Origin of the sequence: Neobacillus cucumis (assembly GCF_016908975.1) — a bacterium.
In the GTDB taxonomy this organism is placed as follows: Bacteria; Bacillota; Bacilli; order Bacillales; family Cytobacillaceae; genus Neobacillus; species Neobacillus cucumis.
In genome coordinates, this window is the sequence record NZ_JAFBEX010000010.1 from 168,195 (window position 1) to 192,174 (window position 23,980).

Genomic DNA, 23,980 nt, shown 5'->3' on the forward strand with positions numbered 1-23,980 from the left:
GGAGGTTTTAGGAAATGAGCAATAATCAGAAACAGCAGAAAAACACCTTTCCACCGCAGCATCAAAATCATCAGCCTGGAGTTGAAAGTGAAATGAATCCGCGCCCGGTTTCAGTGGCTCCGAATTATAAACCAAGCGGTAAATTAACTGGAAAGACCGCAATGATTACAGGAGGCGATAGTGGCATAGGAAAGGCTGTTGCTATTTATTTTGCCAAGGAAGGAGCCGATGTTGCGATTGTTTATTTAGAAGAACATCAAGATGCAGAGGAGACTAAACAGCTTATTGAAGCAGAAGGACGCAAATGTCTTCTTTTCTCTGGTGATATCGGCTCCGAAGAAACCTGCAAGGATATTATCAGCAAAACCATCAGTGAGTTTCAAAAACTTGATATTCTTGTCAACAATGCAGCAGAACAGCACCCACAAAAGAGTTTGTTAGATATTTCTTCCCAACAGTTGGAAAAAACTTTCCGCACTAATATATTTTCTTACTTTTATATGACCAAAATGGCACTGCCACATTTAAAATCAGGAGCATCAATCATCAATACAGCGTCCATAACCGCTTATCATGGAAATGAACAATTATTAGACTATTCGGCTACTAAAGGGGCTATTGTCACCTTTACACGTTCACTCTCCATGTCACTGGCCAAACAGGGAATACGCGTAAACGGAGTTGCACCAGGTCCCATTTGGACACCGCTTATTCCTTCCACATTTCCCGAGGATCAAGTTGCAACTTTTGGCTCCGACACGCCAATGGGGAGAGCAGGGCAGCCTCACGAACTTGCACCAAGTTACGTCTTTCTAGCTTCCGATGACTCAACATATGTAAGTGGTCAAATGATTCATGTTAATGGGGGCACTATAATTAATGGATAAAAAAATTGGCGGAACGAATTCCGCCGATTTCTCTAACTTACTCAACTTTTTTCCCGCGCTTAATTATTAATAATAAGAAGATGATTGTAAGAAATGCCACACCAGCAATTGCAGCAACGAGAGGAATATTCAGCCCGCTTTTTTCAGCGAGGACATAGATCTCTGAATGATCACGGTCGGTAATAAGGATATATTGATTATTTTGACTGTGGACCAAATCCCCAGCTAGTAAACCACGCAACTCCTTATTGGCAGCGAGCTGCTTGTCCGTTAAGATTACTTTTTGTGATTTTGTGGAATTATTAATCGCAATAACCGATGTTTCACCTTTATAGGAACGCTTATAGACAAGCATCCCTCCTTTATCATAAAGGACTTCCATAGTCCCTCTTGTTAAGGATGGAAGCTCGTTTCTCAATTCAGCCAGTTTGGTTGTGTAATCAATCAAGTCCTTTTCAGAGCGAAAGTTCATCTGCCTGCGATTATCAGGAATTTCACCGCCATTTAAGGCAATATCTGTCCCATAATAATAAATTGGAATTCCAGGGGTAGTGTAAAGATATGTTAATGCCGTCATCCAACGAGACCCAGGAAATTGACGCTTGTCAACAATGTCTTTCGTAAACCGTGCGGTATACTCATTATCAAAGAAATTTGCCATTAATTCATTATTTCCGCTCCTAGTTGAAACAGAATTTAAAGCTGAAAAGGATTGATTGGTAGTGGCAAACGCTTTCCTTAATTCCTTACTTTGGGCATCATTAAACATGCTGTCAATTCCAGCGTTTTGATATTTTGCAACATCTATTGACGTATTTTCTAAAGGAACGCCCAATAGGAAAAAGTTCTTTTTCTCTTTCTTAACTGCTTTTGAAAATTCAGTCCAGAAACTTAGTGGTACTTGATTAACTTCCGGCAGGCTGAACCCGTCAATATCCGTTTTGTTAATCCACCATTTTGCCGCTTCGATTAAATAATTTTTTACTTCAGGGTTGTCCTGATTTAGGTCTGGCAAACCATCTACCCAGCCATTATTCCCATTATCCACTTGTTGTTTTGGATGATACCAATCCTTCTTGCTAGGGTCATTTACCCACGGATGATCAGCAGCCGTATTATTCGCTACAAAATCAATAATAACCTTCATCTTACGTTTATGTGCTTCGGTTACAAGCTTCTGAAAGGTCGTAATGGATCCAAAATGCTCGTCTGTGTTATAAAAGTCCTTTACCCAATAACCATGATAACCATTTTTAGCATTATCAAAAATGGGAGTTAAACGTATCGCCGTAAATCCCATATCATGTATGTAATCTAACTTGTCAATAATTCCTTGGAAATCACCGCCATTATAGGTTAGCGGATTTTTTGCATTTACATCAAGGTTATTTGTTGTATCACCATCATTAAAGCGGTCCACCATTAATGAATAAATGGTCTCATCCTGCCATAACCGATTTTCTTTTTTCACAGCAGCTTGGGCGGGAAGAGATGAACAAAGTAAAAAGGTTAACAAAAAGAGCGTTATTTTTTTCATGACTTTTTCCTCCTTAAAAAAGGAAGAGGTAAGGTTCCCTCTTCCCAATAAATATTTTAATCGAATACCGTATTTATTCCAAATTTTTATAATTATTTTTCAAAATAAACTTCTCGATTAAAATTAATTGATGATATTTATATTATAATTTTTAAACCACGTATGGAACTGCACCAAATAAGCTAATAATTGTGGTCCCGTCATAAGCTGGCCAAACCAAGGTTCCTTAAAAGAATCCCCGCCGGACTCGACAATACTTTGTAATTGTTCTTTTTGGAAAATCTCATGCAATATAGAAGATTGATCTTGTAAAATTGTTTGCAACCATTTTTGAATAGCTGCAGTATATTCAGGATTATGTGTTTTGGGGTATGGACTTTTCTTTCGATAAAGAACTTCCTCTGGCAGGATTCCCTCAAAGGCTTTACGAAGAAGCCCTTTTTCTCTGCCGCGATACATTTTCATATCCCAAGGGATATTCCACAAATATTCTACAAGACGATGATCAGCAAAAGGAACCCGGACCTCAAGGCTGGCCCCCATGCTCATTCTATCTTTTCGATCAAGTAGTGTGGTCATAAACCAAGTCATATTGATATAAAATAATTCTCTTCGCTTTGCTTCTTCAAAGCTTTCTCCTTCTAGTTTGGGAGTTTCCGCTATAGCCCGTTGATATTGATCCATACAAAATTCACTTAAATTTAATTTTTCCTGCCAATATGGCTTGAGCAGATTTTGCCTTTCATTAACAGAACGCATCCAAGGAAAACCAGGTCGTTCTAGATCCTGTTTACGATGAAACCATGGATACCCTCCGAATATTTCATCAGCACATTCTCCGGATAAACTAACAACAAAGTCCTGTTTAATTTCTTTACAAAACCAAAGTAAGGAGGAATCTACATCAGCCATGCCAGGAAAATCTCTGACTGAGGTGGCTTCAATTAAATCATGAACTAATTGGGCTTGGGTGATGGTCTTGTTATGGTGCTGGGTAGCGAATTTTTCAGTCATCATTTGAATAAACTTTCCATCTGCATCCGGTTGAAATTCATTCGAAGTGAAATAGTGGTCATTACCTTCATAATCAATTGAATAAGTATGGAGCTGCCCTTTTCCTTGATCCTCAAATCCTTTTGCTGCAATGGCTGTAATTATACTAGAATCGAGGCCGCCGGATAAAAAAGTACACAATGGTACATCGGAAACGAGCTGTCTTGTTACAGCATCGGTCACTAAATAGCGGACCTTCTCGGCTGTTTCCTCCACATTTTCTTTATGTTCCTCACTTTTGACGTTCCAATAACGCCATATTTTTAATCCGTTTCGTGAAAAGGTTAAAGCATGGGCAGGTCGTAATTCTTTCATTCCTTTGAAAATACCAGACCCAGGTGACCTTGATGGCCCTACTCCAAGAACCTCTGCCAGCCCCTCACGAGTAATCTCTGTTTTTATTTCTGGATGTGCTAAGATGGCCTTAATTTCTGAAGCAAAAATAATTCCCTTTTGGTGTTCTGTAAAAAATAACGGTTTGACCCCAAGTCGGTCTCGTCCGATAAAAAGCTGTTCTCTTTTTGGATCCCAAATGGCAAAGGCGAAGATTCCATTTAAATGTTTGACGCATTCTTCCGCCCATTCTATATAGGCAGTTAACAGGACTTCAGTATCAGAATGACCCTTAAAAGAATATCCTTTAGTAAGGAGAATTTTGCGTAGATCTTCAGTGTTGTATAATTCCCCATTGTAGCAAATGGTGTAATCATAACCCTCTTTGTGTTTGGTCATTGGCTGTCTTCCCCCTTCAGGGTCAACCACAATCAGTCTTTTATGACCAAAGCCAGCGTGAGTATTGTGCCAGATATTGGTTTCATCTGGACCTCTCTTTGCCAATGTATTCACCATTTTTACAAGGGTTTCTGTTTCATTTTTTATGGCTTTATCAAAATCAACCCATCCTGAGATTCCGCACATTTGCATCTCACTCCCTTACAAATAACTAACTGAACTATTGTTACATGCTCTATACTATTCAGCCCAGATTAAATGGTTAATTGTCCCAATTAGAATAGTACAAATACAACAAGGTTCTTCGGGATGATCATTTTTATACTTAAGATTTAAAAATAATCCGGTTATAAAAAGACTGGAAGATGTCTAAAAAGGAAAATGAAAGCAACTGCACGGAGGTAAATGATGAGTCGACAACAACGATTAAAACTATATGATTTTCAAGCTAGAGCTTACAATTTGGGTACCGTGGAACAAATTAATGACCAGTGGATTTTTTTCGATGAGGAAACAGAGGAAGCTACAATGTTAGATGATTTTATTCATCAAGAAATTGAAGTTTTCCGCTTGAATCGCTGGAAGAAAGGAATATTACGAGAACCTGGAAAAATCAATTGTGGGAAAGAAGCGATTATGCTTCGCGACCATGATACCATTAGAATAAGAAAAGATTTAATTTACTCTCTTGAAAGGCTTTTGGAAGGGGTAAATGATGATGCTTTTTTCCAGTTTGTTACGACATTAAATTCATTAAATTTTTCCATTTATGATTGCATCTATTGTTATAACCATTTATCCTTCTTATCAGATGAAAATCGAAAAGATGGAGTAAATTTTATGGTATTTGATAATCAAGAACAGATTTGCAATGTTCAACATCATTTTTGCTATTACGAAAAAGTCAATGACCGCTTTGAATTCACTCTAAACACAGGAAAAAGGTTAGTCATTGAGAAGATCATATCTTAGTCAGAAAAAGATGAAAAAAGCTGCCGAGGTTAAAATCTTCCGGCAGCTTTTGGTTTACGGATGTAAAATTGACATAGGTAATTTTACAAATCCTAGATATAGTACTAATATCCAAGCCACAATAAACTGAATCCAAAAAGTTGAAGTTCTTCGTTTATTAATGACACGGCTAAGAATCATTTCAAATAAACCGATGAGCCAAATTCCCACAACCGCTTTTAATATATACCATACATCAATTTTGTAAACTGATAAAAGAAGACCTACACCTGTAGCAATAATCAACAAGTATAGTACCCTTAAAATCATTTGAATAACTTTAACTCCCTTTGTTTTACCCTTTTTATTTAATGATAGCGCTACAAAAAATAAAATGAGAGCTATAAACCATGCTGTTACATGTGCATGTATCACAACTACTTCCTCCTTATGTATGTCCTATTCGAGATAATCATACCATAGCAGAAATCAAAATACGAAATAAAACAAGGCAGTTATCCTAACAAACTTAATAATAATGATAAGGACTATTCTTTCGCAGATGTCCTCCAAATATATTTGGGCAATTGATTCACATTACAATAGCCCAGACATATGCTAATAGAGAATCTCTATACAATAGAAAAGGGTGTTGTATATGCCAGCGATTGTTGGAGTTGCACAAGTGATTACACTTGGGAGCAGTTCTGTATTTCATATTGGTGATGTCTATAAAATCATGCCATTTGCGACGGCTAAAACATTTTCTGGGGCTGGGTCCTTTAATACAGGGGAACAATTAAATGTTCATAATCAATTAAGTTCAACAAATACGAGTGATCCAGATGTTATTGATCAAAACAATTTCCTTAATATGTAATGATTGGGGGATCTACTTATGAATTATTATATCCAGCAATCCATTCATATTCATTTTATAAAAATAGGAGGTGTTACCAATTCCTCCGTTTTACAAATTGGCAGCGCCGGTATAATAAAGCCTCAAGCTAATTTATATAACACGGGAGGTTTCACTAAACCAGCACCTGCAGGTATAAAACCTGGAGGGCAATTTACAACCCCTGGTGGGCAAATTTTAGCGCCATCGGTTCCGTTACAAGCTGCTATCAGAACAACCTAAAATAAAGTTAACAAGAATCTTGTCTTCATGACTTAATGAAAAATAAGCAAATCGAAGCATACCTTTGCATATAGTTAAAACAATAGTTAACTTGCAGGGGGTGATTCTCGTGTATCAGGATCTGAACCAATACCTTCAATGGATGCAAATGTGTATTCAAGCTCACGAGCAGAGAATTGTGGCTTTGGAACAGGCTATCCAACAGTTACAAAAACAATTAAAACAGGTTCAAGAAAAACCAATGATCAATGTGGATAGAATTGAATATAAATTTGATCAATTGAAGGTAGAGACCCTTGAAGGTACATTAAATATTGGTTTAAATCCAAATGATTTATCTGGAATTGAAGACTTTGCTGTCCAAAATCAGTCTTTAAACACCCCTATTTCTCCAAAAGAACAAATGCAGCGCTCAATGGACATTGAAAAGGCGATTTATGAATATTTAGAAACCGACTTACATCAAATCATTTTAGATGCTCAAAATAAGTTATTCATTCAACCAAATGACAGCTATTTTGCCTTTATAAAAGAGGATATTATTCGACAGCTTCCAAACAGAATCGATTTTCATTTAAAGGCTAACATCGAAAAAAATCGTTCAGAAGAACATAATGCTTCTATTGATGAAATGGTCATTAATTCAATTAAACAGGAAATTCAAAATGGTGTATGGACTTTTTTAAATAATTTACCTGAAAATATGAAAGGAATGAGACCAGAATGATCTTTCAAGTGCACAACCACATCCTTCATGTTGAGAACATAAAGATTATCGGTGTAGCAAGTTCCTCGTTATTTATGATAGGCGATGCGGAAACCATTCAATTAGCATCCGTTTTTGATACACCTGCTGAATCCCTTATTATTGGCCCGTTTGTTCCATTAGAACAGGATGTGACGCCAGGATATGCTAGCCCGAACTTCTAATGTTGACCAGTTATTCGTTAACCAGGTTGCTTTCTCATCCATCATTCAACTTGGAGATTCTTGTTATCTAAATGGATTTTCACGGGCACTTGCCGTCCAAAGGGAAGTAGAGTTTTTTCATGGCAACGAAGGCAACTTCCCTTCCTATGGCATCTTTCGAATGCCTCTTCCACTGCCTCCAGTTAACGAAAGTATTTCAATATCACGCTACAATCAAACTCCCATAATCAAAACGAATAAAATTCATATAACAGCTGTTTCAAACTCTTCGATTGCCCATATTGGAAACACGAGGCATGTTTCAATGGAAGTAAGAATTAAACATATCCGACAGTTGCTTCCTCGGAATGAACAAGAAACGGAATAAAAGCATACATTATCATATGGCCCAACAGGGAGTACAATAGAAAAGGATGTTTTTCATGCCAGCAATTCTAGGACCTGTACAAATTGTTAATGTAGGCGGAGGAATTGTACAATTCGGTGATACTCTTTATATCTCCCCAAAAAGCAGTTCAAAAACGTATTCCGGTGCAGGTGGATTTAACACTGGTGGAATCATCATCACAAATAACGGTATAAGTGGCACCAATGTACTTGACACCAATCTGATTGATCAGCCTATAGCAGGAAATAATTAAAAAATGACATAAACCATCATAATGGTCTATGTCATTTTTTTATTTATCCACTTTTAATACATGGGCACCATCGAAGAAGAATAAATACCTTTCCGCTACGTCTCTTTTCCAAATTTGTTCAATGGCTTTTGTATATAAATTAATTTGTAATTTGTAGCGTTCCTCGAGGATTGGTTTTGCCTGTTCAAAACCGCCTTTATATCGATCTGTTATACCGTCGGATTTAAAATCAATTAGCACAAGTCCATCTTCATCCTCTAAAATACAGTCGATGATCCCTTGTACAAAAACAGCTTCCTCTGCTTCATTCCAATCTGGATAAACCTCTCTTGCAGGTAATGAAACGGTAAAAGGAATCTCCCTATGAACAGCCTTGGCTTTAAAAAACCTTTGACCCAATGCTGACGAAAAAAATTGGGCAATTAATTTTACATCAATCACTTCACTTTGTTCGGCAGTTAATAATTCTTGATTAACCATCCAGTCCAATTGGTCCCTAATTACTTTTTCATTCACTTCATTAGTCAAATCCACATGCTGCATGACCATATGCATAGCCGTCCCCCGTTCAGCAGGGCTTAATTGTTTCTCCTGCATAAACTTAGGCCGTTTCAGGATTGATTTACGAAAACGGCTGACAAGCTCGGTACTACTATAATCATCGGTTTGCTCGCGGACACGTTTTATTTCCGATACAGACTGCTTTGAACGGTGGCTCGCAGCACTAGGGAAAGGATACTCCCATGTCAACCTTGCATGGATTTGATCCGCTAGATTTGATGCTGATGGTACTGATTCTAAATTTTGAACCTTTTTCAGCAAGTAATCCTCTTCACTTTCTATTTCATTCGCCTGTTTTTTTATTTCGTTAGCATGTTGCATCGTTATTTTCCAAGCTGAAGGATGGTGTGAAATCTCAAGCGGAATCTCGCTATTTCCATCTCCCCCATTCCACAGTTCATGGGATTGATGATGCCGAATTAGAGCGGGTCCAATCCAGTCGATATAACTCATTGCAGAAACACGTTGATAGTCTTTTAATAGCCATTCTTTCTGAACAGAAACATCTTTCCACTTTTCCATTTGTTTTGCGGCATCTTTCAATGTGGCTGTCATATACAACTTTTCTTTTGCCCTTGTCATCGCAACATAAAGAACGCGCATTTCTTCAGCAAGCATTTCCATCTTCTTCTTTTGCTTAAAAGCTATTTGAGGTAGTGATGGATAGGAAATACGTTTTTTGGCATCCACATATTTTGAAGCAAATCCATGTTCCTTATCAAGCATATATGGTTTTCGGATATCAGTCATATTAAAGTTACGGGCCATTCCAGCCATAAATACAATAGGGAATTCCAAACCTTTACTGCTATGGATGGTCATGATTCTGACAACATCCTCTTGCTCACCAAGGGCTCTAGCAGCACCCAGATCATCTCCCCTTTCCACCATGCGCTCAATAAACCGTAAAAACCGAAACAATCCGCGGAATGAAGTTTGTTCATATTGACGCGCCCTATCATATAAAGCCCGTAAATTTGCTTGACGCTGTTTTCCGCCCGGCAGCCCGCCAACAAAATCATAAAATTGTGCATCCCTGTATAACTGCCAAATCAGTTCTGACAGTGAACCTTGTCTTGCCAATGAGCGCCACTCTTTTAATAAGTCAAAAAAGGTCTGCACCTTACGATAAAACGGTTCATTATCCTCAGCAGTCTTACTTAAACAAAAGGCAGTAACAGCCTCCCAAAAAGAACCACGTTTTCTAGTAATCCGTATCTTTGAAAGCTCCTCCTCGTTTAATCCAACGATAGGTGAACGCAAGATAGAGGCAAGCGGGATATCCTGATATGGATTATCAATCACTCTTAAAAGGGACAACATAATAGATACTTCTGTCGCTTCAAAATAACCAGATGATAAATTGGCATAAATCGGAATCCCTTGCTGTTTGAACTCTTCCATAAACTGCGGTGCCCAAGTCATGGAACGAAGAAGAATAACAACATCCCGATACATTAATGGTCTTTCCACTTTCGTTTTCGTGTTGTATACTGGCGTTCCATTCCCAATTAATTCTTTAATTTTTGCTGCGATTCCTCTTGCTTCAAGCTGTGACTGTTCAAGATCTGCTGCATCAAATTCAACCATATCTATTTCACTGTCAGTGTCTTGTTCTTCAGACTTTTGACTCTCAGCATTTTGGTCAATAAGGATTAGTTCCACGGGATATTCAATGTTTTCAGGATATGGCGCACCATTTCGCAATTCTGCTGCCTCATCATATTGAATCTCCCCTACCTTGACCCCCATAATTTGTTTAAAAAGATAATTAGTAGCATCAAGGACTTCTTTCCTGCTTCGAAAATTTTGAGCTAGATCAATTCGAAGTCCTGACTTGTAGCCGTCTACTGTGAAACGGTTATACTTGGAAAGGAAGAGCTGAGGTTCAGCTAAGCGAAAGCGATAAATAGACTGTTTTACGTCTCCCACCATAAATAGATTACCTGTTTCTTCATCTTCCCCTGTTACTAATTTCAATATGGTCTCCTGGACCATATTTGTGTCTTGGTACTCGTCACAATAAACTTCTTTGAAATGGTGACGGTAAGAATTGGCTGCTTCGGATGGAAGGAATTCGCCTTGCTCCGTGATGCTTTCGGTTAATATCGCAAGACAAAAATGTTCTAGATCATTATAATCAACTAGACCTTTTTCTCGTTTCGCCTTAGCAAACCGCATTGAAAACTCTTTTACTAAATAAGCAAGTGCCTCAATTAAAGGGAGCATTTCTTGCATATCACGTAAAAAGCTCTCAGGCCTCCGGATGAAGAGCTCATCCTTTATCCCTTGAATTTTCTTCTTGGCTTTGTCTCTAAGTTTCTGTGCCTTTTCTGCTAATTCCTTATCGAAGTGATCGCCTTTTACCGGTTTTGCTCTTGTGAAAGACCAAGTTTGCATGGCCTGATATAGAGTGTTCCACGAATCCTGCTTAGCTGACATAAGGGTGTCAATCACCTGTAAATCATCTAGTAAGTTTTCTGCACGAGGAGCAGGTCCGTTTGGCAGCTTTGTAAGCTCAAGGGCTTGCTTAATCATTTCTTTTGCCGCTTCTAATTGCAATTTAATATCAAATAGAAGGGCATCAATAAAGGGAAGCTCTTCAATTGAAGTAGTCTCCTCCACTTGATACATAGAAACAATTTTCTCTAAATAACTGTCTGGAGTAGGATTTGATTGTGCAAAATCGTAGATGGACCGTACAATATCCATTAATGCCGCATCATTACGGTCATTGGTAAACGAATCTACTAAATTAAAAAATGATTCATTATCCTGTTTCCCATATTCTTCTTCAAATAATTCTTCCATTACTTCATCTCTAATTAATTGAGCCTCCGTTTCATCGGCAATACGGAAGCCAGGATCTATATCAATTAAATAATAATATTTTCGAATGACTTCCATACAAAAAGAGTGAAGAGTGGAAATGGCAGCCTTGTTTAAGAGACTAAGCTGCTTACGTAAATTTCTTGATTCTGGATTTTGATCAATGGCTTTTTCAAGTGCCTCGCCAATTCGGTGCCGCATCTCCGCAGCAGAAGCACTCGTAAACGTTACAACTAATAATTGATCCACATCAATAGGTTCATCAATAGAAAGTATTTTTTGGATAATTCGTTCGACTAAGACGGCCGTTTTCCCCGAACCTGCAGCAGCAGCGACAAGAATATCCCTATCTCTTGCTGCTATGGCCTTCCACTGGTCATTGGTCCAGGTTACCCCTTCAGGTTTTGGAGGAATCACAATTTTATTCATTTATAGAAACCTCCCCTTTAATCAATTCCAAGACTTCATCCTTAGAATATGGTGTAAGAATTCGATATTGATTACTATCCATTGATTCATCAAATTGACAAACGGATTTATAGGAACAAAAAGTACAAGGTTTCTTGTCTTTTAATTTAAATGGTGTAATGTCGATTTTACCGTTAATAATATCGTTACCTGTTTTTTGATAAATGGTCCGAACATGGTTTCTAAGCTGATTAAACTCTTCTAAACTTGCCACTTTTGATTTCTTCGATAGATGGCCGTCCTTCTTAATTCCAGCTGCGACAATGTGCGAGTCACCTGACTCAAGAGTCTGGTCCATCAACTGTATCACCCTTTGATCGCTCAACATTAATCCATTCATTTTAAATTTCTTCATGATTTCATTTTCAATTTCATCTATTGTCAACATTTTTTTCGTATTGATAAATGGATTATGAACATGAAAATAGAGGACACCTGCCGGACTTGCTTTCATTTCTACCAATTCAGTAGAGTTTGTCATGACGATATCAAGATAGGTCAGCATCTGTAAAGCTAGTCCATAGTAGACTTCAGTTAAATTAACATCTTTTTCACTTGATTTATAATCTATTACCCTTAAAAACACACTGTCATCATCGGCTTTTGCTTGATCAATCCTGTCGATTCGACCTGCCAATTCCATTCTTTTTCCGTTTTTCAAAGTGAAACTTAGCGGAGGCATTTCCCCATTAGGTCCAAATCCTAACTCTAATCCAATTGGCGAGAATCCACTTACCTTCGCATGCTCACTTAAAACAATCGATGCCCGGGTAATGATCTGTTCTAGTTTACGCTGAATATAATGATGTCTCTCGGAACTTAAGAGAATTTCATTTTGCAGTTTCGGTGCCAGGGCTTTAACGGCTTCTTTTGAAAGATGTTCACATTGCTGACGGGACAACTCCGCCCATGACAGATTTTGTTCATTTACAGTCTCAGCAATCTTTTTTAAGGCCGCATGGAATAGTTCCCCAATATCTGGTGCTTCTAAACGGAAAATCTGCCGTTCCCGAAGCTTTAGTCCATGTTGGGCAAAATGAGAAAAAGCACATCCATTAAATAATTCCATTCTTGAAACACTAGCCTGAATGACATCTCCATATAATGCATCCGCCACCTCTGATGACAGCTGGACAGTTCTGTTGGTATAAAAAAGACTTGAGAATACCTTTTCTGCCTCTTTTTTCCATTCGCTATTTAGATAGTAGTTATAAACATCCCACCACAAATTACTAATCGGATAGTTTCTTTTTTTCAGTTGCAGCTGTGCAGTTAGATAGGATAAGGTGGTTGTAAAATTAGACACAAATCCGAGCTGCTCTTCATCAGTAAGTTCCGACGGATCTGCCACATAGTAAGCCTCCTGATGATTTGGGAACATGTCCTTAAGACGCTTAATATAAGACGAAGGTATTAATGCTTTCCCTTCATCATTGGCAAGTGGAAAACTGACATAAAGAAACTCAGCTGGTGCCGTAAAAGCTTTGTAGGCAAGAAAATTCTCATCAAGCAGACGGGTCCTGCTGCTGGGCGCTACCTTCGTCCCTGCCGCTAAGAGCAATTCCCTATCCTCATCGGCTAAGATACCCTCATCTGAGATTTTTGCTGGCAATACCCCTTCATTTACACCCACAACAAAGACAATCTTTATATCATTTAACCGTGATTTTTCAAGATCGCCTATTAAAACCTGATCGAGTGCAGGGGGAATTAGTGAAAAATGCAGGGAATCAAATCCTGCCTCTAGAATCGCTGCAAAGGCCTTTAAGCTTATTGGCTCATCCCCTAAGATTTCAACATATTGATCGAGCAGGTCAATGACAGCATTCCATACTTGCTCGTGTTCACGCATTCCTACAAGATTTCCCTTTTCTTCAGCAGCCAATTTCCAATGTTCAAGCTTAACAGGTATATCCAACTCTTCTAAATATAAATAAATAGCCTCACACAGCTTTCGTCCCGTATCGGCTTTTTTCAAACGTCTTGATAAACGTAATATGGGGGCTGTTATGATAAGTTTTAATTCATTTAATTCATTTTCCATCTCGATTTCGGCATCGGTTTGGACATTCCCAGTTAATTCAAGCCCTCTAATTCTCCGGTATACCCAACGATCCTTTTTTGTCCATTTACTGCCATTGATTCCGTAAGCTAAACAATAATTCTCAAGCCTGTCCATCTTTTCGCGCATTTTAGCAGGGTTTTCTCTAAGTGGATACAACAATTCTGTTTTAACCGCTCTAAATACTGGTTCATAACGCCAGAATGAGTTAATAATTTCTATCGTTGAACGAAGCAATTCAATTAAGGGGTGATTGAGCATGGTTCTTTTCTGGTCAATAAAAAAAGGGATTTGATGGTCGGTAAAAATCGGTTCGACCAATTCATGATATTCGCCACCATTCCTAATCAACAAAGCGATATCCCGAAAACGATACCCCTTTGTTTGAACCACCTCACGTATTTCTCTAGCAATCCCCTCAATCTCTGCTCTTCGATTAACGGCCTGGCTAATTTGAATCTTCGTTTCCCCTTCAAATGCTACTGCTGGACGGGTATCGAAATGTTTCTCCAAATGACATAAGGAAGCGTGTGACCATTTTTTTTGCTCTGTCAGCAAGATAGGGTCTTCTAATTCAATACCATGCGTCTTTGCCATTTCGTAAAGGTTGTACGAGATATCCTCCGACGTACGGAACAAATCGAGTTCATCTCGAGGTGAATCAACCGTTAAATGGTCTGCTGTCATTGCAATGGAAACTCGGCTGCATTGCTTCATTAATTCCTCAATAATTCGATATTCCTGTGGGGTAAAACTATAGAATCCATCAATATAAATCTCAGCTTCTTTTAAATAAGCTGAGGCTGAAATTTTCTCTGCTAATAGGTGAAAATAATCTTCTGAATCAATATATTTACCAAAGATTTCATCCTCAAATCGAGCATAAATCTTTTCTAGGTCTGTCAATTTATCGTGCAATGCTTTAGATATAGCTCCATCCGTTCCAAGCTGAGCGGACCTTAGAACTAATTCCTCCGGACGTATACAATACCTTTTAAATTCAATAATCATTTGTTCAAGCTGTTGAACAAATCCATTCTTATCCGCCGTCCGCTGAAATATATTTAAATTTTCCTTTTGCTCATCCATTATTTTACGTAGTAACATATTCATGCCAACGCTATTCAAATGATTACGGGTTATTCCGCCTGTTTCTTGAAGAATTCGCCATGCTAAACGGGTAAAGCTAAATACCTGTGCGCGAATCATCCCGCCGATGAGCGAGTCTGTCGCCAAACGATATTCTGTTAGAAACGTCATTTGGTCTGGAACAATATATATAATGGGTTTTCCCTCTGGATCTTCTAAAAGACGGTCGCGGATTTCATCAAGGAGTAAAGCTGTTTTTCCGCTCCCTGACCTACCGGAGATCATTCTTAATGACATAAAGAAACCTCCTCCTCCAAAAATACTCTTTATCTTTCATTCTATCATAAAATAGCACAAATGTTTGGATTTCAAATGGGCTGGTTTCAACCAATTATGGTAAATTTATAAGAAAAGCGCAAGGCGCTTAGCTTTCGGCGACAAGCACAAGACGAGCCGGCCGAAAGGTTGTTCTTTAACCTTTTGGTCGGATTGACCTAATTGTGGTTGCGACTGTTCTGGGACTCTAGGCTAAGACGACCACTGTAAGAAGGCGCTTTTTGCCTGCTTCAGGGGGTGGCTTATGACTCGAGTCCCAAGGAGCCGCAACTGGATATGCTTGTGACCTCGAGCCGATGGCGCCTGGAGCTGAACAATTCTCAAAGTCGAAAATTTATACTTTAGTATTCTTCAATAAAAAAACACGATTGAAGCAATCGTGTTATCATAATCACTATTAAAAATGAACATTTACTTCATTTAACGGCCAATAGCGCAAGTCCACTTTACCAACAACCTGACTGGCCTTTATAAAGCCAAATTGACGGCTGTCCCAGCTGTCTAACCGATTATCACCTAGAACAAATAATTTTCCTTCAGGCACAGTTTCTTCACCGGTAATTTCTTTTAAACTGAAATCTCCCGTCAATTTTACGCCAGGGGATTTCTTTTTATAAATATCTAAAAATGACTCTTTATACTTGTGACCATTGATATATAGTGTATCATCCCGATACTCAATCTTATCACCTGGGAGTCCTATAATTCTCTTTACAAAGTCCTCTTTTGCATTCGCATGAAAGACAATCACATCAAATCGGTTTAGCTCGCCTGTTTCATATCCGAGCTTATTGACCACGAGTTTATTCCCATCCTGAAGAGTTGGCATCATGGATTCGCCTTCTACTACATAATTGGAAAAGAAAAAAGTTCGAATAAAAGCAAAAATAATAATGCCAATCGCGAAAGCCTTAACCCATTCTAACCCCTCTTTTTTCCATTCAGTTTTCATTGACACTCCTCCGTTTCTCGTTCTCTTTCTTTCTATCTATTTCTCCATTATGGGCATATTCCATATGCTTATTCAGTCTAACCTCAATTCTTTTCCCAACCAGCCAGAGAATAAAAATAACTAACAGAACAATAACCGTCCGAAGAGGTTTGGTAATCAATGAATGAAGATCATAGCCGATAAAACTAATGGTAAAAATCATCACCATTTTCCCAATACACACCGCAAGAGCGTATTGAGCAAATCGGATTCCTGAAAGACCAGCAACAATATTGACAACAGCTGACGGGGTAAACGGAAAACAGATTAGTAAAAAGAGAGGACCAAACCCATGACGGTCTACCCAGTCCATCAGTTTGCGGACCTTTGGGTGCTTGGGCAAAAAAGATAATAATCGTTCTTGCCCAAATCTTCTAATTAGTAGAAAAACAAGCATGGCACCTAAACAAGCCCCAAGCCAAGAATACAAAAAACCAAACCAAAGCCCAAAGGCATTGGCATTGGCTAATACAAATACAAATAAGGGGAGAAACGGCAAAAATGCTTCCACAACAATCAATAAAATTCCTGGTATAGGTCCAAGAGCCCGATACTCACGTATAAGGCTCATGATATGTTCAAGTGTAAACCAAGCTTTAAGTGTTTCTAAGTCCATCCCGCTTTCTCCTTTATACTATTTATTACTTAGAGATAAATTGATGGAGCGCTTCTTTATTTTTCTCTACATCAATATCAAGTACATCTCCTTCTCCGCTTATCCTTGGCTCCGTAAAACTATTATCGATTGGAATCCTCAGGGTCTCAATATTTCCTTGGTCACTTGAAAGAAATTCTTTCGCCATAAATAAACCATCTGTTGTTGCCATATTGGTATTTATATACGGTGTAACCACACCAATTAATTTGGGAAGCTTCGCAATGGTTTGAAGACCGCTTAATTGTTCTCTAATGGCTTTTATTGCTTTCTGTTGTCTTTGAACACGTCCAAAGTCACCAATAGCATCATGACGAAAACGAACGTAACTCAGCATTTGAGCCCCATTTAATCGTTGTAGACCAGGCTTTAATGGTGTATCAACATACGCTGACATTTCTTTTTCCACATTTATTTCAACACCATTCGGAAATACTTCATCAATTAGCTTGACAAAGCCTTGAAAATTAACAATCGCATAGTATTGTAAATCAATATCAAAGTTCTGCTTAATCGTTTGCCTCATTAGCTCTGGACCGCCTCGTGCAAAAGCAGAGTTAATTTTATGTTTAGCATGTCCTGGAATAGCGACATAGCTGTCCCGCATTATCGATGTTAGTTTGAAGGTTTTTTTATCTTCATTATAATGGAGAATCATTATCGTATCAGCGCGGGACTTTTCGTTTCCTCTAGCATCACTTCCAAGTAACAGGACATTCGTATCACCGTACTGATCTTTTTGTCCTTTAAAATCATAAACCACGTTTGTATCTTTATTTCCAGTATTAATATCCTTTAATGATTGATTAATACCCTGTTTATATTGATAATAAGCATATCCTGCTCCAGCACCTATTAACAGGATAAACAAAAGTAAAATGGACGGCCATCTTTTCTTTCTTTTTTTCTGATGTTTATCTGCTCTCATTTGTTTATCACCCATTCGTCCACGTTATTTGCCTTCAACTCCAATATGTTACGACGAGTTAACTTTATGTTTTCTCATTTAATTCATTTTTCCCTTTCAATTATCCTTCTATTAATAAAAACTTTCTCATTTATTGCCTTATTTTTTTCAACAAAGAAAGCTTGTCCATTGACAAGCTCCAAAAAATAATCTCCTATTGCATTTATTAAACCACTTTTGCTAAAATATAAAGGAACATTTGTTCGATTATTTTCTACAGAAAGGTGTGGATGAAGATGACCAGAATACCGGATGATGATCGTGATATTATGGAAAAGGCTATTTATTTACCAATGGTTCTGATTGTCCTAAACCGGGATTTAGCCGTTGTGGAAACCAGCCCCTTTAAATTAAAGAAACCCTATCTGAATTTAATTGAAGAAACGATGAAAGAAATTCAACGGGATTTAGCCGTGGTAAAACAATATATGAAAAAGAATAAGCTGCAGGTGGTGGAGACTAAACGGGACGATGCTTTTACAATGTATATGTTTATTTATAAGGGCTATGAGGAAAATCACAATTATTTTAATCCTAGGATTCGAAACAAAGTCCAGGAATTATTAGAAGTATACTTATTAAAAAAACACCTATCCCGATCGTAATTAATTTTTTTTATTTAAATAAAGTTCGCTGCTTTCTGAGGCCTTTAAATTTCTTGGACCATGGAGTAAAAAAACTAATTTTTCCTTATTAAATTCGACTCTTTGCATTAACTTCATTTGTAAATAGGAAGTTCGTAACATTTGGGTATTAAATGTACTATACGAAACCGGGAAAATTTGTGATTGATTATTTCGAAAAATGACCATTGTTTCCCTTGTGGAAACACGCCGATAATCCTTAATATGTTCAGCAAAGAACCAGATACATTTTGGGTTCTCTGGAGAAGCAGAACAAAATGTATAGATATTGTTAATGGGTTCAATTACGATTGGAAGTTTTCTTGAATAATCAATTAATAACCGCGTTCCTTTCCTCCTGCCTTCATAATCAACACCATAAAAAGCACAGCTTTTTTGAATAATATTAAATGGCTTTACTGGACTAAGGACTTCTTCCTCAACTTCACCAATTAATGAAAATACTTTATTTCCATACTCTTTAGGCTGTATGTACCTGGTGCACGAGTTCACAATATACTCTTCCGTAAGTTCCTTTGACAAAATCCCAACCCCTTTCGTTTGCATTCCCCCCATATCTTACCACTTTTTGCTTTTTCTACCCTTAATTACATCAGATTGTTCGATAAATATTCATAATTAGATGTCAAGAATAAAACTATCAGAAAATTTTAAAAAGTATTGATATTATTTGAAAAAGTCCATATACTTTAAAAAAGCTCTAGAGGTGATTTTCATGAACGACAAGTCGTACTCTGAATTAATGAAAATTGGTGCCATGAAACGAACCCGTCTGAAAGAGAACTTTGTCCAAGATTTATACATTGAGATGCTGCTATCAGAAATCCAATTAAATGTTGAAAAGGAAAAGCTGTTGTCTAGAATTGACAAAGCCATTGATTCTCGTGATAAAAAGACCTTTCAACTTCTATCTATTGAGCTAATGGAAATTAACAAACGATTCGGAACCTAAATGGTAAACCGCCGTTACATTGGCGGTTTTTTCTTTTCAAAAAGACAGGGACCAGAGATATTCTCTAGCCCCTAAAGATTATTATTGTTTTTGGTGCTTAATTTCATATTCTTCAAGCATGGAAATACGATCTAACATAGATGGATGGGTGTAGCGGAATATTTTCACTAGGAAAGGCGGATTTACCTCACTTAACCCAGACCGGGTTAATTCTTGGAAAGAGCTAATGGCTGCTTCTGGATTTTTAGTCATCTGGATGGCATATCGATCTGCACGTGTTTCTTCATAGCGCGAAGCTAAATTAGTCAGCGGACTGGAAGCAAACAACAGCATTGACAAAATCATAAAAAATAACGGTAATGATCGGATATCTCGAACATCGCTAATTTTCAATTCTTTACCCCATTTTTTCGATGCCCAGTTCATTATTTTATAAGTTAAATAAAGTCCCAGCAGTGACATAAGCAAATAACCTGCTATGCCAAAATAAATATGTTTTTCAACATAATGGCACATTTCATGAGCCATTATAAATAAAATTTGATTATCATTTAACCTGTTTAATGTAGTATCCCATAGAACAATCCTGGCATTTGAACCAATCCCTGTAACATAAGCATTTAATGCATTGGTTTTATCCGCCATGTTTACCTCAAAAACATGCTGAGCTGGAATATGTGCTTTTTCTGCTAAAGTTAAAATTTTTGTTTCCAATTCCTTATTTTTTAGTGGATAAAAATCATTGTATAACGGGTCGATAACAACAGGCTGAAGAAACATCATAAATAAGGTAAAAGGAACGGATAACAGCCAGCCATAAAGCCACCATCGTTTCGGACTTTTCTTCATTACCCAGTAGAGGACTGGAACAATAATCAGCCATGAAGCATAATTGACCCAAAAATCAATTAATTCATCCTTCATCCAGGAGGCAAAGGTTTGGGTTGAAATATGATAGGTCCGAGACAATGAATAGCTAATATAATTCAAAGGAAAAGTTGCAATAAATGCAAAGAAGGATAACCAGATTAAATAAATTGGCATTCGCAGCAACTTATACTTTGCAGACTGATCTGCCCACTTTTTAAAGGCTCTTGAAAACCCAAATAATAAGATAAGAAAATAAAAAAGCCATTCAAATGGAGTCGATAAAAAGAACAATAAGTTCTTAATTTTAGAATACTCTTCGCTTAAACTCAATTCCCTCCCATTAAGAAAGGTTGATGGGTCTGCTTTGGATCCTTGATATTCAAATGGTAATGAGGTATTAGCAAAGTGAAATAAATACCAATAAATAAATAAACCATATAAACAAAAGGCCAAAACCGCATAGACCCCCATTTTCCGTACCATGATTTTGTCCCCCTTTTTGTACAACCTCTATACCTAGTTTAGTTTAAAAAGGCGGATTTAGAACCAGTAAAGCAAAAAGCCCGTTAAAAAACCTGGCTAAAGAACAAAAGCGCAAGCGCCTTGAACAGCCCCGACAAGCATAAGCCACTCAGGGAAAGAAGGCGTTCTTTGCCTTCATTCCCTGAGTGACTTATGACCTCGAGGGGCTAGGCGCTGGAGCTGGACGTCGATAGTCCTTTTATTAACATTTATCCACAAGCGAAAATTTTATAATTTCATACACGATAAAAAAATAACACGGTGCCTGACACCATGTTATTTTCCTTTAAACACTGGTTTTCTTTTTTCTGAGAAGGCTTGTAGTGCCTCCATCCGATCTTCGGTTGGAAGGGTTACTTCATATGCCTTTCGTTCGATCTTCAGACCAGTATGTAAATCCGTATTCATCCCATTTTTTATTGCGAATTTAGCCTGCTGTAGGGCTACAGGTCCGTTAGCTAAAAGTAATGAACAAAAGGCCAAACATTCACGAAGTAAATCGCTATGATTTACGACCTTCGTCAGTACCCCATAATCATGGGCTTCGCTTGCTGTCAGTCGTCGAGCCGTTAAAATAAGTTCCAGCGCCTTTGCCTGACCAATTAATCGTGGAAGCCGTTGGGTGCCACCTGCACCAGGAATAATCGCAAGACTTGTTTCTGTTAATCCCATCACTGCACGATTAGCAGCAATCCGAAAATCACATGCCAGTGCCAGTTCCATTCCACCGCCAAATGCAAAACCATTAATCGCAGCAATCGTGGGCTGTGGGAGCTGATCAATATCGTTAAATACCTCATTAATTTTATCCAAGTTTCGTTTCACTTGCTCATCTGTTAAATGCTTTCGTTCTTTTAAATCCGCACCCACACTAAAGGCTTTCTCTCCAGCACCGGTAAAAATTACAGCCCTCACCTCTTGGTTAAACCGGATCGATTCTATTTTACTTTTTAAATCTAGTAGTGTGTCATAATTAAAAGCATTAAGTGCGTCTGGACGATTAATCGTGACAACTGCGACATGTTTTTTAACTTCAGCTCGTATATTCTCCATTTCTCTCCCCCCTATTAAAGAATTCCAAAAAGGCAGACAAAATGCCTGCCTTTTAAAAAAATTTTAATGATTAACCTTTTGAGAGAGTTAATAGATTAAATTTATAAACTCTTCTTTCGTTACATTCCCAAAATAATAGTTTGTCTCCAGGTCAGAAAGGGCTTGTTCTATTTCACTTTTTTCATATCGAATTCCTGTTAATTTTTCCTCAATATCCTTTACTTCTCCAACGCCAAAGAAGTCTCCGTATATTTTACAGCTTTCGATTAGTCCTTTATTTACCTCTAACCGGACATCAATTGAGCCTACCGAGAATCGATGCGAATGTTGCAAATTAAATTTTGGTGATTTACCATAGTTCCATTCCCAGTTTTGATAACGTTCTTTTGATAGTTGGTTAATTTTCTCCCAATCCTCTTCGGTTAAAACATATTCCGGAATAGAGTCTTGACCATCAAAAATATTTTTTAACAATAAGGAGCGGAATTCTTCGATACTAATCTGCTCTGTTAAGAACTCTGAAAGATTAGCCACTCGGCTCCGTACCGACTTTATTCCTTTTGATTCAATCTTATCTTTTTTTACCTTTAAGGCTGACACCACGTTTTCCAATTCTGAGTTAAGCATTAAGGTCCCATGACTAAACATTCGACCCTTTGTAGAAAATTGAGCATTACCAGAAATTTTCCTGCCTCCAACTTCCAAATCATTTCTGCCGCTCAACATGGCATTTACCCCTAATTTTTGCAATGCATCAACAACAGGCTCGGTGAATTTTCGGAAATTATGGAAGCTTTCCCCGTCATCCTTCGTAATAAAACTAAAATTCAGATTACCAAGATCATGATAAACTGCACCACCTCCGGATAATCTACGGACCACGTGAATTCCATTCTTTTCAACATAATCGGTATTAATTTCTTCAATCGTGTTTTGATTTTTGCCAATAATAATGGATGGTTCATTTATGTAAAACAATAGGTAGGTTTCGTTTATATCAAGATTCTTTAGAGCATATTCTTCAATGGCCAAATTGATCCGTGGATCTGTAATTCCTTTATTATCAATAAATAACATCGTCCTCTTCCCTCCTTATAGTGAGATAGATAAAAATTCCTCTGCTAACTTAGTTGTTCCGCCAAACTCCCCAGAAGCTTCCGCCATTAAATCATCCAGGTTCCCATAGTGCGGCAGATGAGTAAGGATTAATTGTTTTACCTTCGCTTTTTCTGCAAGCTGTCCTGCTTCAATACTATTCATATGACCTGCAGACTTGCCACTTTGATTTCCATAGAAGTTACATTCACATAGAAGGACATCTGCATTATGACTAAATTCAATAAATTCTTCTTTATAGGAACTGTCACCCGTATAAACTACGGTCTTCCCACCTGCCACTACTCTCATGGCAAAACAGGGAACCGGGTGGTTTGTTCTTAAAAAGGAGATTTGATAGGGACCCACAGAAAGGACGGTTGTAGGCTCATAGCCCACCCCTTTTGTGATGGATTTATAGGTGAGTTTGCCAAATTCAGGTTGATCAAATGTATGTCCGTATATAGGAAGGGTAGGAAGATCATTTCCAAGGAAGCCCTGTATTAACCGGGCATGCTGCAACACGCCAATATCAGCAATATGATCCGAGTGATAATGAGAGAGAATGACCGCATCTATTTCCCCCGGTTGAATGATATTTTGTAGTTTTGAGAGAACGCCACTTCCACAATCAAGTAATAATCGAAAGCCTTCGTGCTCAAGTAAATAACCTGAACTTGCAGCATTCTTCTTTGGATATCCTCCCCAATAACCAATAACCGTTAATTTCATAAAATCTCCTCCAATTCTAGATCTAGATAAAAACCTGCATTTGATTTCTGAGATAGAAATAAGAAGCTGCACTTATTGAACAGCTTCTGGTGAGATTGTGCTAATGGAGAAATCAGGATTCATCGTAATCAGAAAACATCGATTGGGTAGTCTGATGTGGGGTGGCAGCAATAAGCATATTGGGATTAAGCTTTGACTCAATCGCTTCCACAAACGATTGAAGACCTGATTTTGAAGGTTAAAAAGCCGCCTTTTTTCTGATCCTTAACATCCTTTTGTTTT

At 37.9% G+C, this 23,980-nt stretch carries 23 protein-coding genes; 10 read left to right on the forward strand and 13 right to left on the reverse strand.

What is annotated here, in order from left to right; all coding sequences use genetic code 11:
• The first annotated feature begins 14 nt into the window (after positions 1 to 14).
• The gene (locus JOC76_RS15265) at positions 15 to 887 is read left to right on the forward strand and encodes an SDR family oxidoreductase (protein WP_205178836.1); all 873 of its coding nucleotides are present in this window, start codon (positions 15 to 17) and stop codon (positions 885 to 887) included.
• 37 nt (positions 888 to 924) lie between these two features.
• On the opposite strand, the gene JOC76_RS15270 is transcribed toward JOC76_RS15265, so the two are convergent.
• Together JOC76_RS15270 and asnB are read right to left on the reverse strand one after the other, a co-directional pair.
• Positions 925 to 2,424 (reverse strand): alpha-amylase family glycosyl hydrolase, encoded by a 1,500-nt coding sequence (locus JOC76_RS15270; RefSeq protein WP_205178838.1) that lies wholly within the window; start codon positions 2,422 to 2,424, stop codon positions 925 to 927.
• 123 nt (positions 2,425 to 2,547) lie between these two features.
• A complete protein-coding gene (asnB, locus tag JOC76_RS15275) occupies positions 2,548 to 4,395 on the reverse strand; it encodes an asparagine synthase (glutamine-hydrolyzing) (RefSeq protein WP_205178840.1) in 1,848 nt (615 codons plus the stop codon).
• A gap of 222 nt (positions 4,396 to 4,617) precedes the next feature.
• On the opposite strand from asnB, the gene JOC76_RS15280 reads away from it, so the two are divergent.
• Positions 4,618 to 5,181, forward strand: coding sequence for a DUF2777 domain-containing protein (locus tag JOC76_RS15280; RefSeq protein ID WP_205178842.1), 564 nt, complete (start codon positions 4,618 to 4,620; stop codon positions 5,179 to 5,181).
• 54 nt (positions 5,182 to 5,235) lie between these two features.
• Here JOC76_RS15280 and JOC76_RS15285 read toward each other — a convergent pair whose 3' ends face one another.
• Positions 5,236 to 5,595 (reverse strand): DUF1516 family protein, encoded by a 360-nt coding sequence (locus JOC76_RS15285; RefSeq protein WP_205178844.1) that lies wholly within the window; start codon positions 5,593 to 5,595, stop codon positions 5,236 to 5,238.
• Positions 5,596 to 5,818: 223 nt separating this feature from the next.
• On the opposite strand from JOC76_RS15285, the gene JOC76_RS15290 reads away from it, so the two are divergent.
• From JOC76_RS15290 to JOC76_RS15315, 6 genes are all read left to right on the forward strand, one after another.
• Positions 5,819 to 6,040, forward strand: a complete 222-nt coding sequence (locus JOC76_RS15290; protein ID WP_098529793.1) for a spore germination protein — start codon at positions 5,819 to 5,821, stop codon at positions 6,038 to 6,040.
• A gap of 18 nt (positions 6,041 to 6,058) precedes the next feature.
• Complete coding sequence (locus tag JOC76_RS15295) at positions 6,059 to 6,301, forward strand: spore germination protein GerPB (protein WP_205178846.1); 243 nt, start codon at positions 6,059 to 6,061, stop codon at positions 6,299 to 6,301.
• Positions 6,302 to 6,410: 109 nt separating this feature from the next.
• On the forward strand, positions 6,411 to 7,028 hold the full coding sequence (gene gerPC / locus JOC76_RS15300) for a spore germination protein GerPC (RefSeq protein WP_205178848.1): 618 nt from the start codon (positions 6,411 to 6,413) through the stop codon (positions 7,026 to 7,028).
• Complete coding sequence (locus tag JOC76_RS15305) at positions 7,025 to 7,231, forward strand: spore germination protein GerPD (RefSeq protein WP_205178850.1); 207 nt, start codon at positions 7,025 to 7,027, stop codon at positions 7,229 to 7,231. The genes gerPC and JOC76_RS15305 overlap by 4 nt, the downstream gene beginning before the upstream one ends.
• Positions 7,212 to 7,598 carry a spore germination protein GerPE gene (locus tag JOC76_RS15310; protein WP_205178852.1) on the forward strand — a complete coding sequence of 129 codons (387 nt, stop codon included), beginning with the start codon at positions 7,212 to 7,214 and terminating at the stop codon, positions 7,596 to 7,598. Before JOC76_RS15305 ends, JOC76_RS15310 begins: the two co-directional genes overlap by 20 nt.
• Before the next feature lie 55 nt (positions 7,599 to 7,653).
• Entirely contained in the window at positions 7,654 to 7,872 is a 219-nt protein-coding gene (locus JOC76_RS15315; protein WP_205178854.1) for a spore germination protein, read from the forward strand.
• A 39-nt stretch (positions 7,873 to 7,911) separates the two neighbouring features.
• Here the strand turns inward: JOC76_RS15315 and addA are convergent, their stop codons facing one another.
• The 5 genes from addA to JOC76_RS15340 form a co-directional block, all read right to left on the reverse strand.
• Complete coding sequence (gene addA, locus JOC76_RS15320) at positions 7,912 to 11,691, reverse strand: helicase-exonuclease AddAB subunit AddA (RefSeq protein WP_205178856.1); 3,780 nt, start codon at positions 11,689 to 11,691, stop codon at positions 7,912 to 7,914.
• Entirely contained in the window at positions 11,684 to 15,178 is a 3,495-nt protein-coding gene (gene addB, locus JOC76_RS15325) for a helicase-exonuclease AddAB subunit AddB (protein ID WP_205178858.1), read from the reverse strand. The genes addA and addB overlap by 8 nt, the downstream gene beginning before the upstream one ends.
• A 436-nt stretch (positions 15,179 to 15,614) precedes the next feature.
• Positions 15,615 to 16,169, reverse strand: a complete 555-nt coding sequence (lepB, locus tag JOC76_RS15330) for a signal peptidase I (RefSeq protein ID WP_205178860.1) — start codon at positions 16,167 to 16,169, stop codon at positions 15,615 to 15,617.
• Positions 16,159 to 16,824, reverse strand: coding sequence for a TVP38/TMEM64 family protein (locus tag JOC76_RS15335; RefSeq protein WP_205178862.1), 666 nt, complete (start codon positions 16,822 to 16,824; stop codon positions 16,159 to 16,161). Before JOC76_RS15335 ends, lepB begins: the two co-directional genes overlap by 11 nt.
• 25 nt (positions 16,825 to 16,849) lie before the next feature.
• Positions 16,850 to 17,791: an LCP family protein gene (locus tag JOC76_RS15340; protein ID WP_205178864.1), complete on the reverse strand. Its 942-nt coding sequence runs from the start codon at positions 17,789 to 17,791 to the stop codon at positions 16,850 to 16,852.
• 275 nt (positions 17,792 to 18,066) lie between these two features.
• Here JOC76_RS15340 and JOC76_RS15345 point away from each other — a divergent pair, with 275 nt between their 5' ends.
• The gene (locus JOC76_RS15345; protein WP_205178865.1) at positions 18,067 to 18,435 is read left to right on the forward strand and encodes a YhjD family protein; all 369 of its coding nucleotides are present in this window, start codon (positions 18,067 to 18,069) and stop codon (positions 18,433 to 18,435) included.
• On the opposite strand, the gene JOC76_RS15350 is transcribed toward JOC76_RS15345, so the two are convergent.
• A complete protein-coding gene (locus JOC76_RS15350; protein ID WP_205178867.1) occupies positions 18,436 to 18,996 on the reverse strand; it encodes a competence protein ComK in 561 nt (186 codons plus the stop codon). It abuts the gene before it with no gap.
• A 193-nt stretch (positions 18,997 to 19,189) separates the two neighbouring features.
• Between JOC76_RS15350 and JOC76_RS15355 the strand changes: the two genes are divergently transcribed.
• Positions 19,190 to 19,426, forward strand: a complete 237-nt coding sequence (locus JOC76_RS15355; RefSeq protein WP_205178869.1) for an IDEAL domain-containing protein — start codon at positions 19,190 to 19,192, stop codon at positions 19,424 to 19,426.
• A gap of 81 nt (positions 19,427 to 19,507) precedes the next feature.
• Here the strand turns inward: JOC76_RS15355 and JOC76_RS15360 are convergent, their stop codons facing one another.
• The 4 genes from JOC76_RS15360 to JOC76_RS15375 form a co-directional block, all read right to left on the reverse strand.
• On the reverse strand, positions 19,508 to 20,779 hold the full coding sequence (locus tag JOC76_RS15360; protein WP_205178871.1) for a M48 family metallopeptidase: 1,272 nt from the start codon (positions 20,777 to 20,779) through the stop codon (positions 19,508 to 19,510).
• A 315-nt stretch (positions 20,780 to 21,094) separates the two neighbouring features.
• A complete protein-coding gene (locus JOC76_RS15365) occupies positions 21,095 to 21,871 on the reverse strand; it encodes an enoyl-CoA hydratase-related protein (protein ID WP_205178873.1) in 777 nt (258 codons plus the stop codon).
• Between the two features lie 87 nt (positions 21,872 to 21,958).
• On the reverse strand, positions 21,959 to 22,948 hold the full coding sequence (lplA, locus tag JOC76_RS15370) for a lipoate--protein ligase (RefSeq protein WP_205178875.1): 990 nt from the start codon (positions 22,946 to 22,948) through the stop codon (positions 21,959 to 21,961).
• Between the two features lie 15 nt (positions 22,949 to 22,963).
• A complete protein-coding gene (locus JOC76_RS15375) occupies positions 22,964 to 23,698 on the reverse strand; it encodes an MBL fold metallo-hydrolase (protein WP_205178877.1) in 735 nt (244 codons plus the stop codon).
• Between the last annotated feature and the right edge of the window lie 282 nt (positions 23,699 to 23,980).

Coding starts and splice junctions, on each gene's coding strand:
- JOC76_RS15265 (WP_205178836.1), top strand. CDS start 15: ATGAGCAATAATCAGAAACAGCAGAAAAACACCTTTCCACCGCAGCAT.
- JOC76_RS15270 (WP_205178838.1), bottom strand. CDS start 2,424: ATGAAAAAAATAACGCTCTTTTTGTTAACCTTTTTACTTTGTTCATCT.
- asnB (WP_205178840.1), bottom strand. CDS start 4,395: ATGTGCGGAATCTCAGGATGGGTTGATTTTGATAAAGCCATAAAAAAT.
- JOC76_RS15280 (WP_205178842.1), top strand. CDS start 4,618: ATGAGTCGACAACAACGATTAAAACTATATGATTTTCAAGCTAGAGCT.
- JOC76_RS15290 (WP_098529793.1), top strand. CDS start 5,819: ATGCCAGCGATTGTTGGAGTTGCACAAGTGATTACACTTGGGAGCAGT.
- JOC76_RS15295 (WP_205178846.1), top strand. CDS start 6,059: ATGAATTATTATATCCAGCAATCCATTCATATTCATTTTATAAAAATA.
- JOC76_RS15305 (WP_205178850.1), top strand. CDS start 7,025: ATGATCTTTCAAGTGCACAACCACATCCTTCATGTTGAGAACATAAAG.
- JOC76_RS15310 (WP_205178852.1), top strand. CDS start 7,212: ATGCTAGCCCGAACTTCTAATGTTGACCAGTTATTCGTTAACCAGGTT.
- JOC76_RS15315 (WP_205178854.1), top strand. CDS start 7,654: ATGCCAGCAATTCTAGGACCTGTACAAATTGTTAATGTAGGCGGAGGA.
- addA (WP_205178856.1), bottom strand. CDS start 11,691: ATGAATAAAATTGTGATTCCTCCAAAACCTGAAGGGGTAACCTGGACC.
- addB (WP_205178858.1), bottom strand. CDS start 15,178: ATGTCATTAAGAATGATCTCCGGTAGGTCAGGGAGCGGAAAAACAGCT.
- lepB (WP_205178860.1), bottom strand. CDS start 16,169: ATGAAAACTGAATGGAAAAAAGAGGGGTTAGAATGGGTTAAGGCTTTC.
- JOC76_RS15335 (WP_205178862.1), bottom strand. CDS start 16,824: ATGGACTTAGAAACACTTAAAGCTTGGTTTACACTTGAACATATCATG.
- JOC76_RS15340 (WP_205178864.1), bottom strand. CDS start 17,791: ATGAGAGCAGATAAACATCAGAAAAAAAGAAAGAAAAGATGGCCGTCC.
- JOC76_RS15345 (WP_205178865.1), top strand. CDS start 18,067: ATGACCAGAATACCGGATGATGATCGTGATATTATGGAAAAGGCTATT.
- JOC76_RS15355 (WP_205178869.1), top strand. CDS start 19,190: ATGAACGACAAGTCGTACTCTGAATTAATGAAAATTGGTGCCATGAAA.
- JOC76_RS15360 (WP_205178871.1), bottom strand. CDS start 20,779: ATGGTACGGAAAATGGGGGTCTATGCGGTTTTGGCCTTTTGTTTATAT.
- JOC76_RS15365 (WP_205178873.1), bottom strand. CDS start 21,871: ATGGAGAATATACGAGCTGAAGTTAAAAAACATGTCGCAGTTGTCACG.
- lplA (WP_205178875.1), bottom strand. CDS start 22,948: ATGTTATTTATTGATAATAAAGGAATTACAGATCCACGGATCAATTTG.
- JOC76_RS15375 (WP_205178877.1), bottom strand. CDS start 23,698: ATGAAATTAACGGTTATTGGTTATTGGGGAGGATATCCAAAGAAGAAT.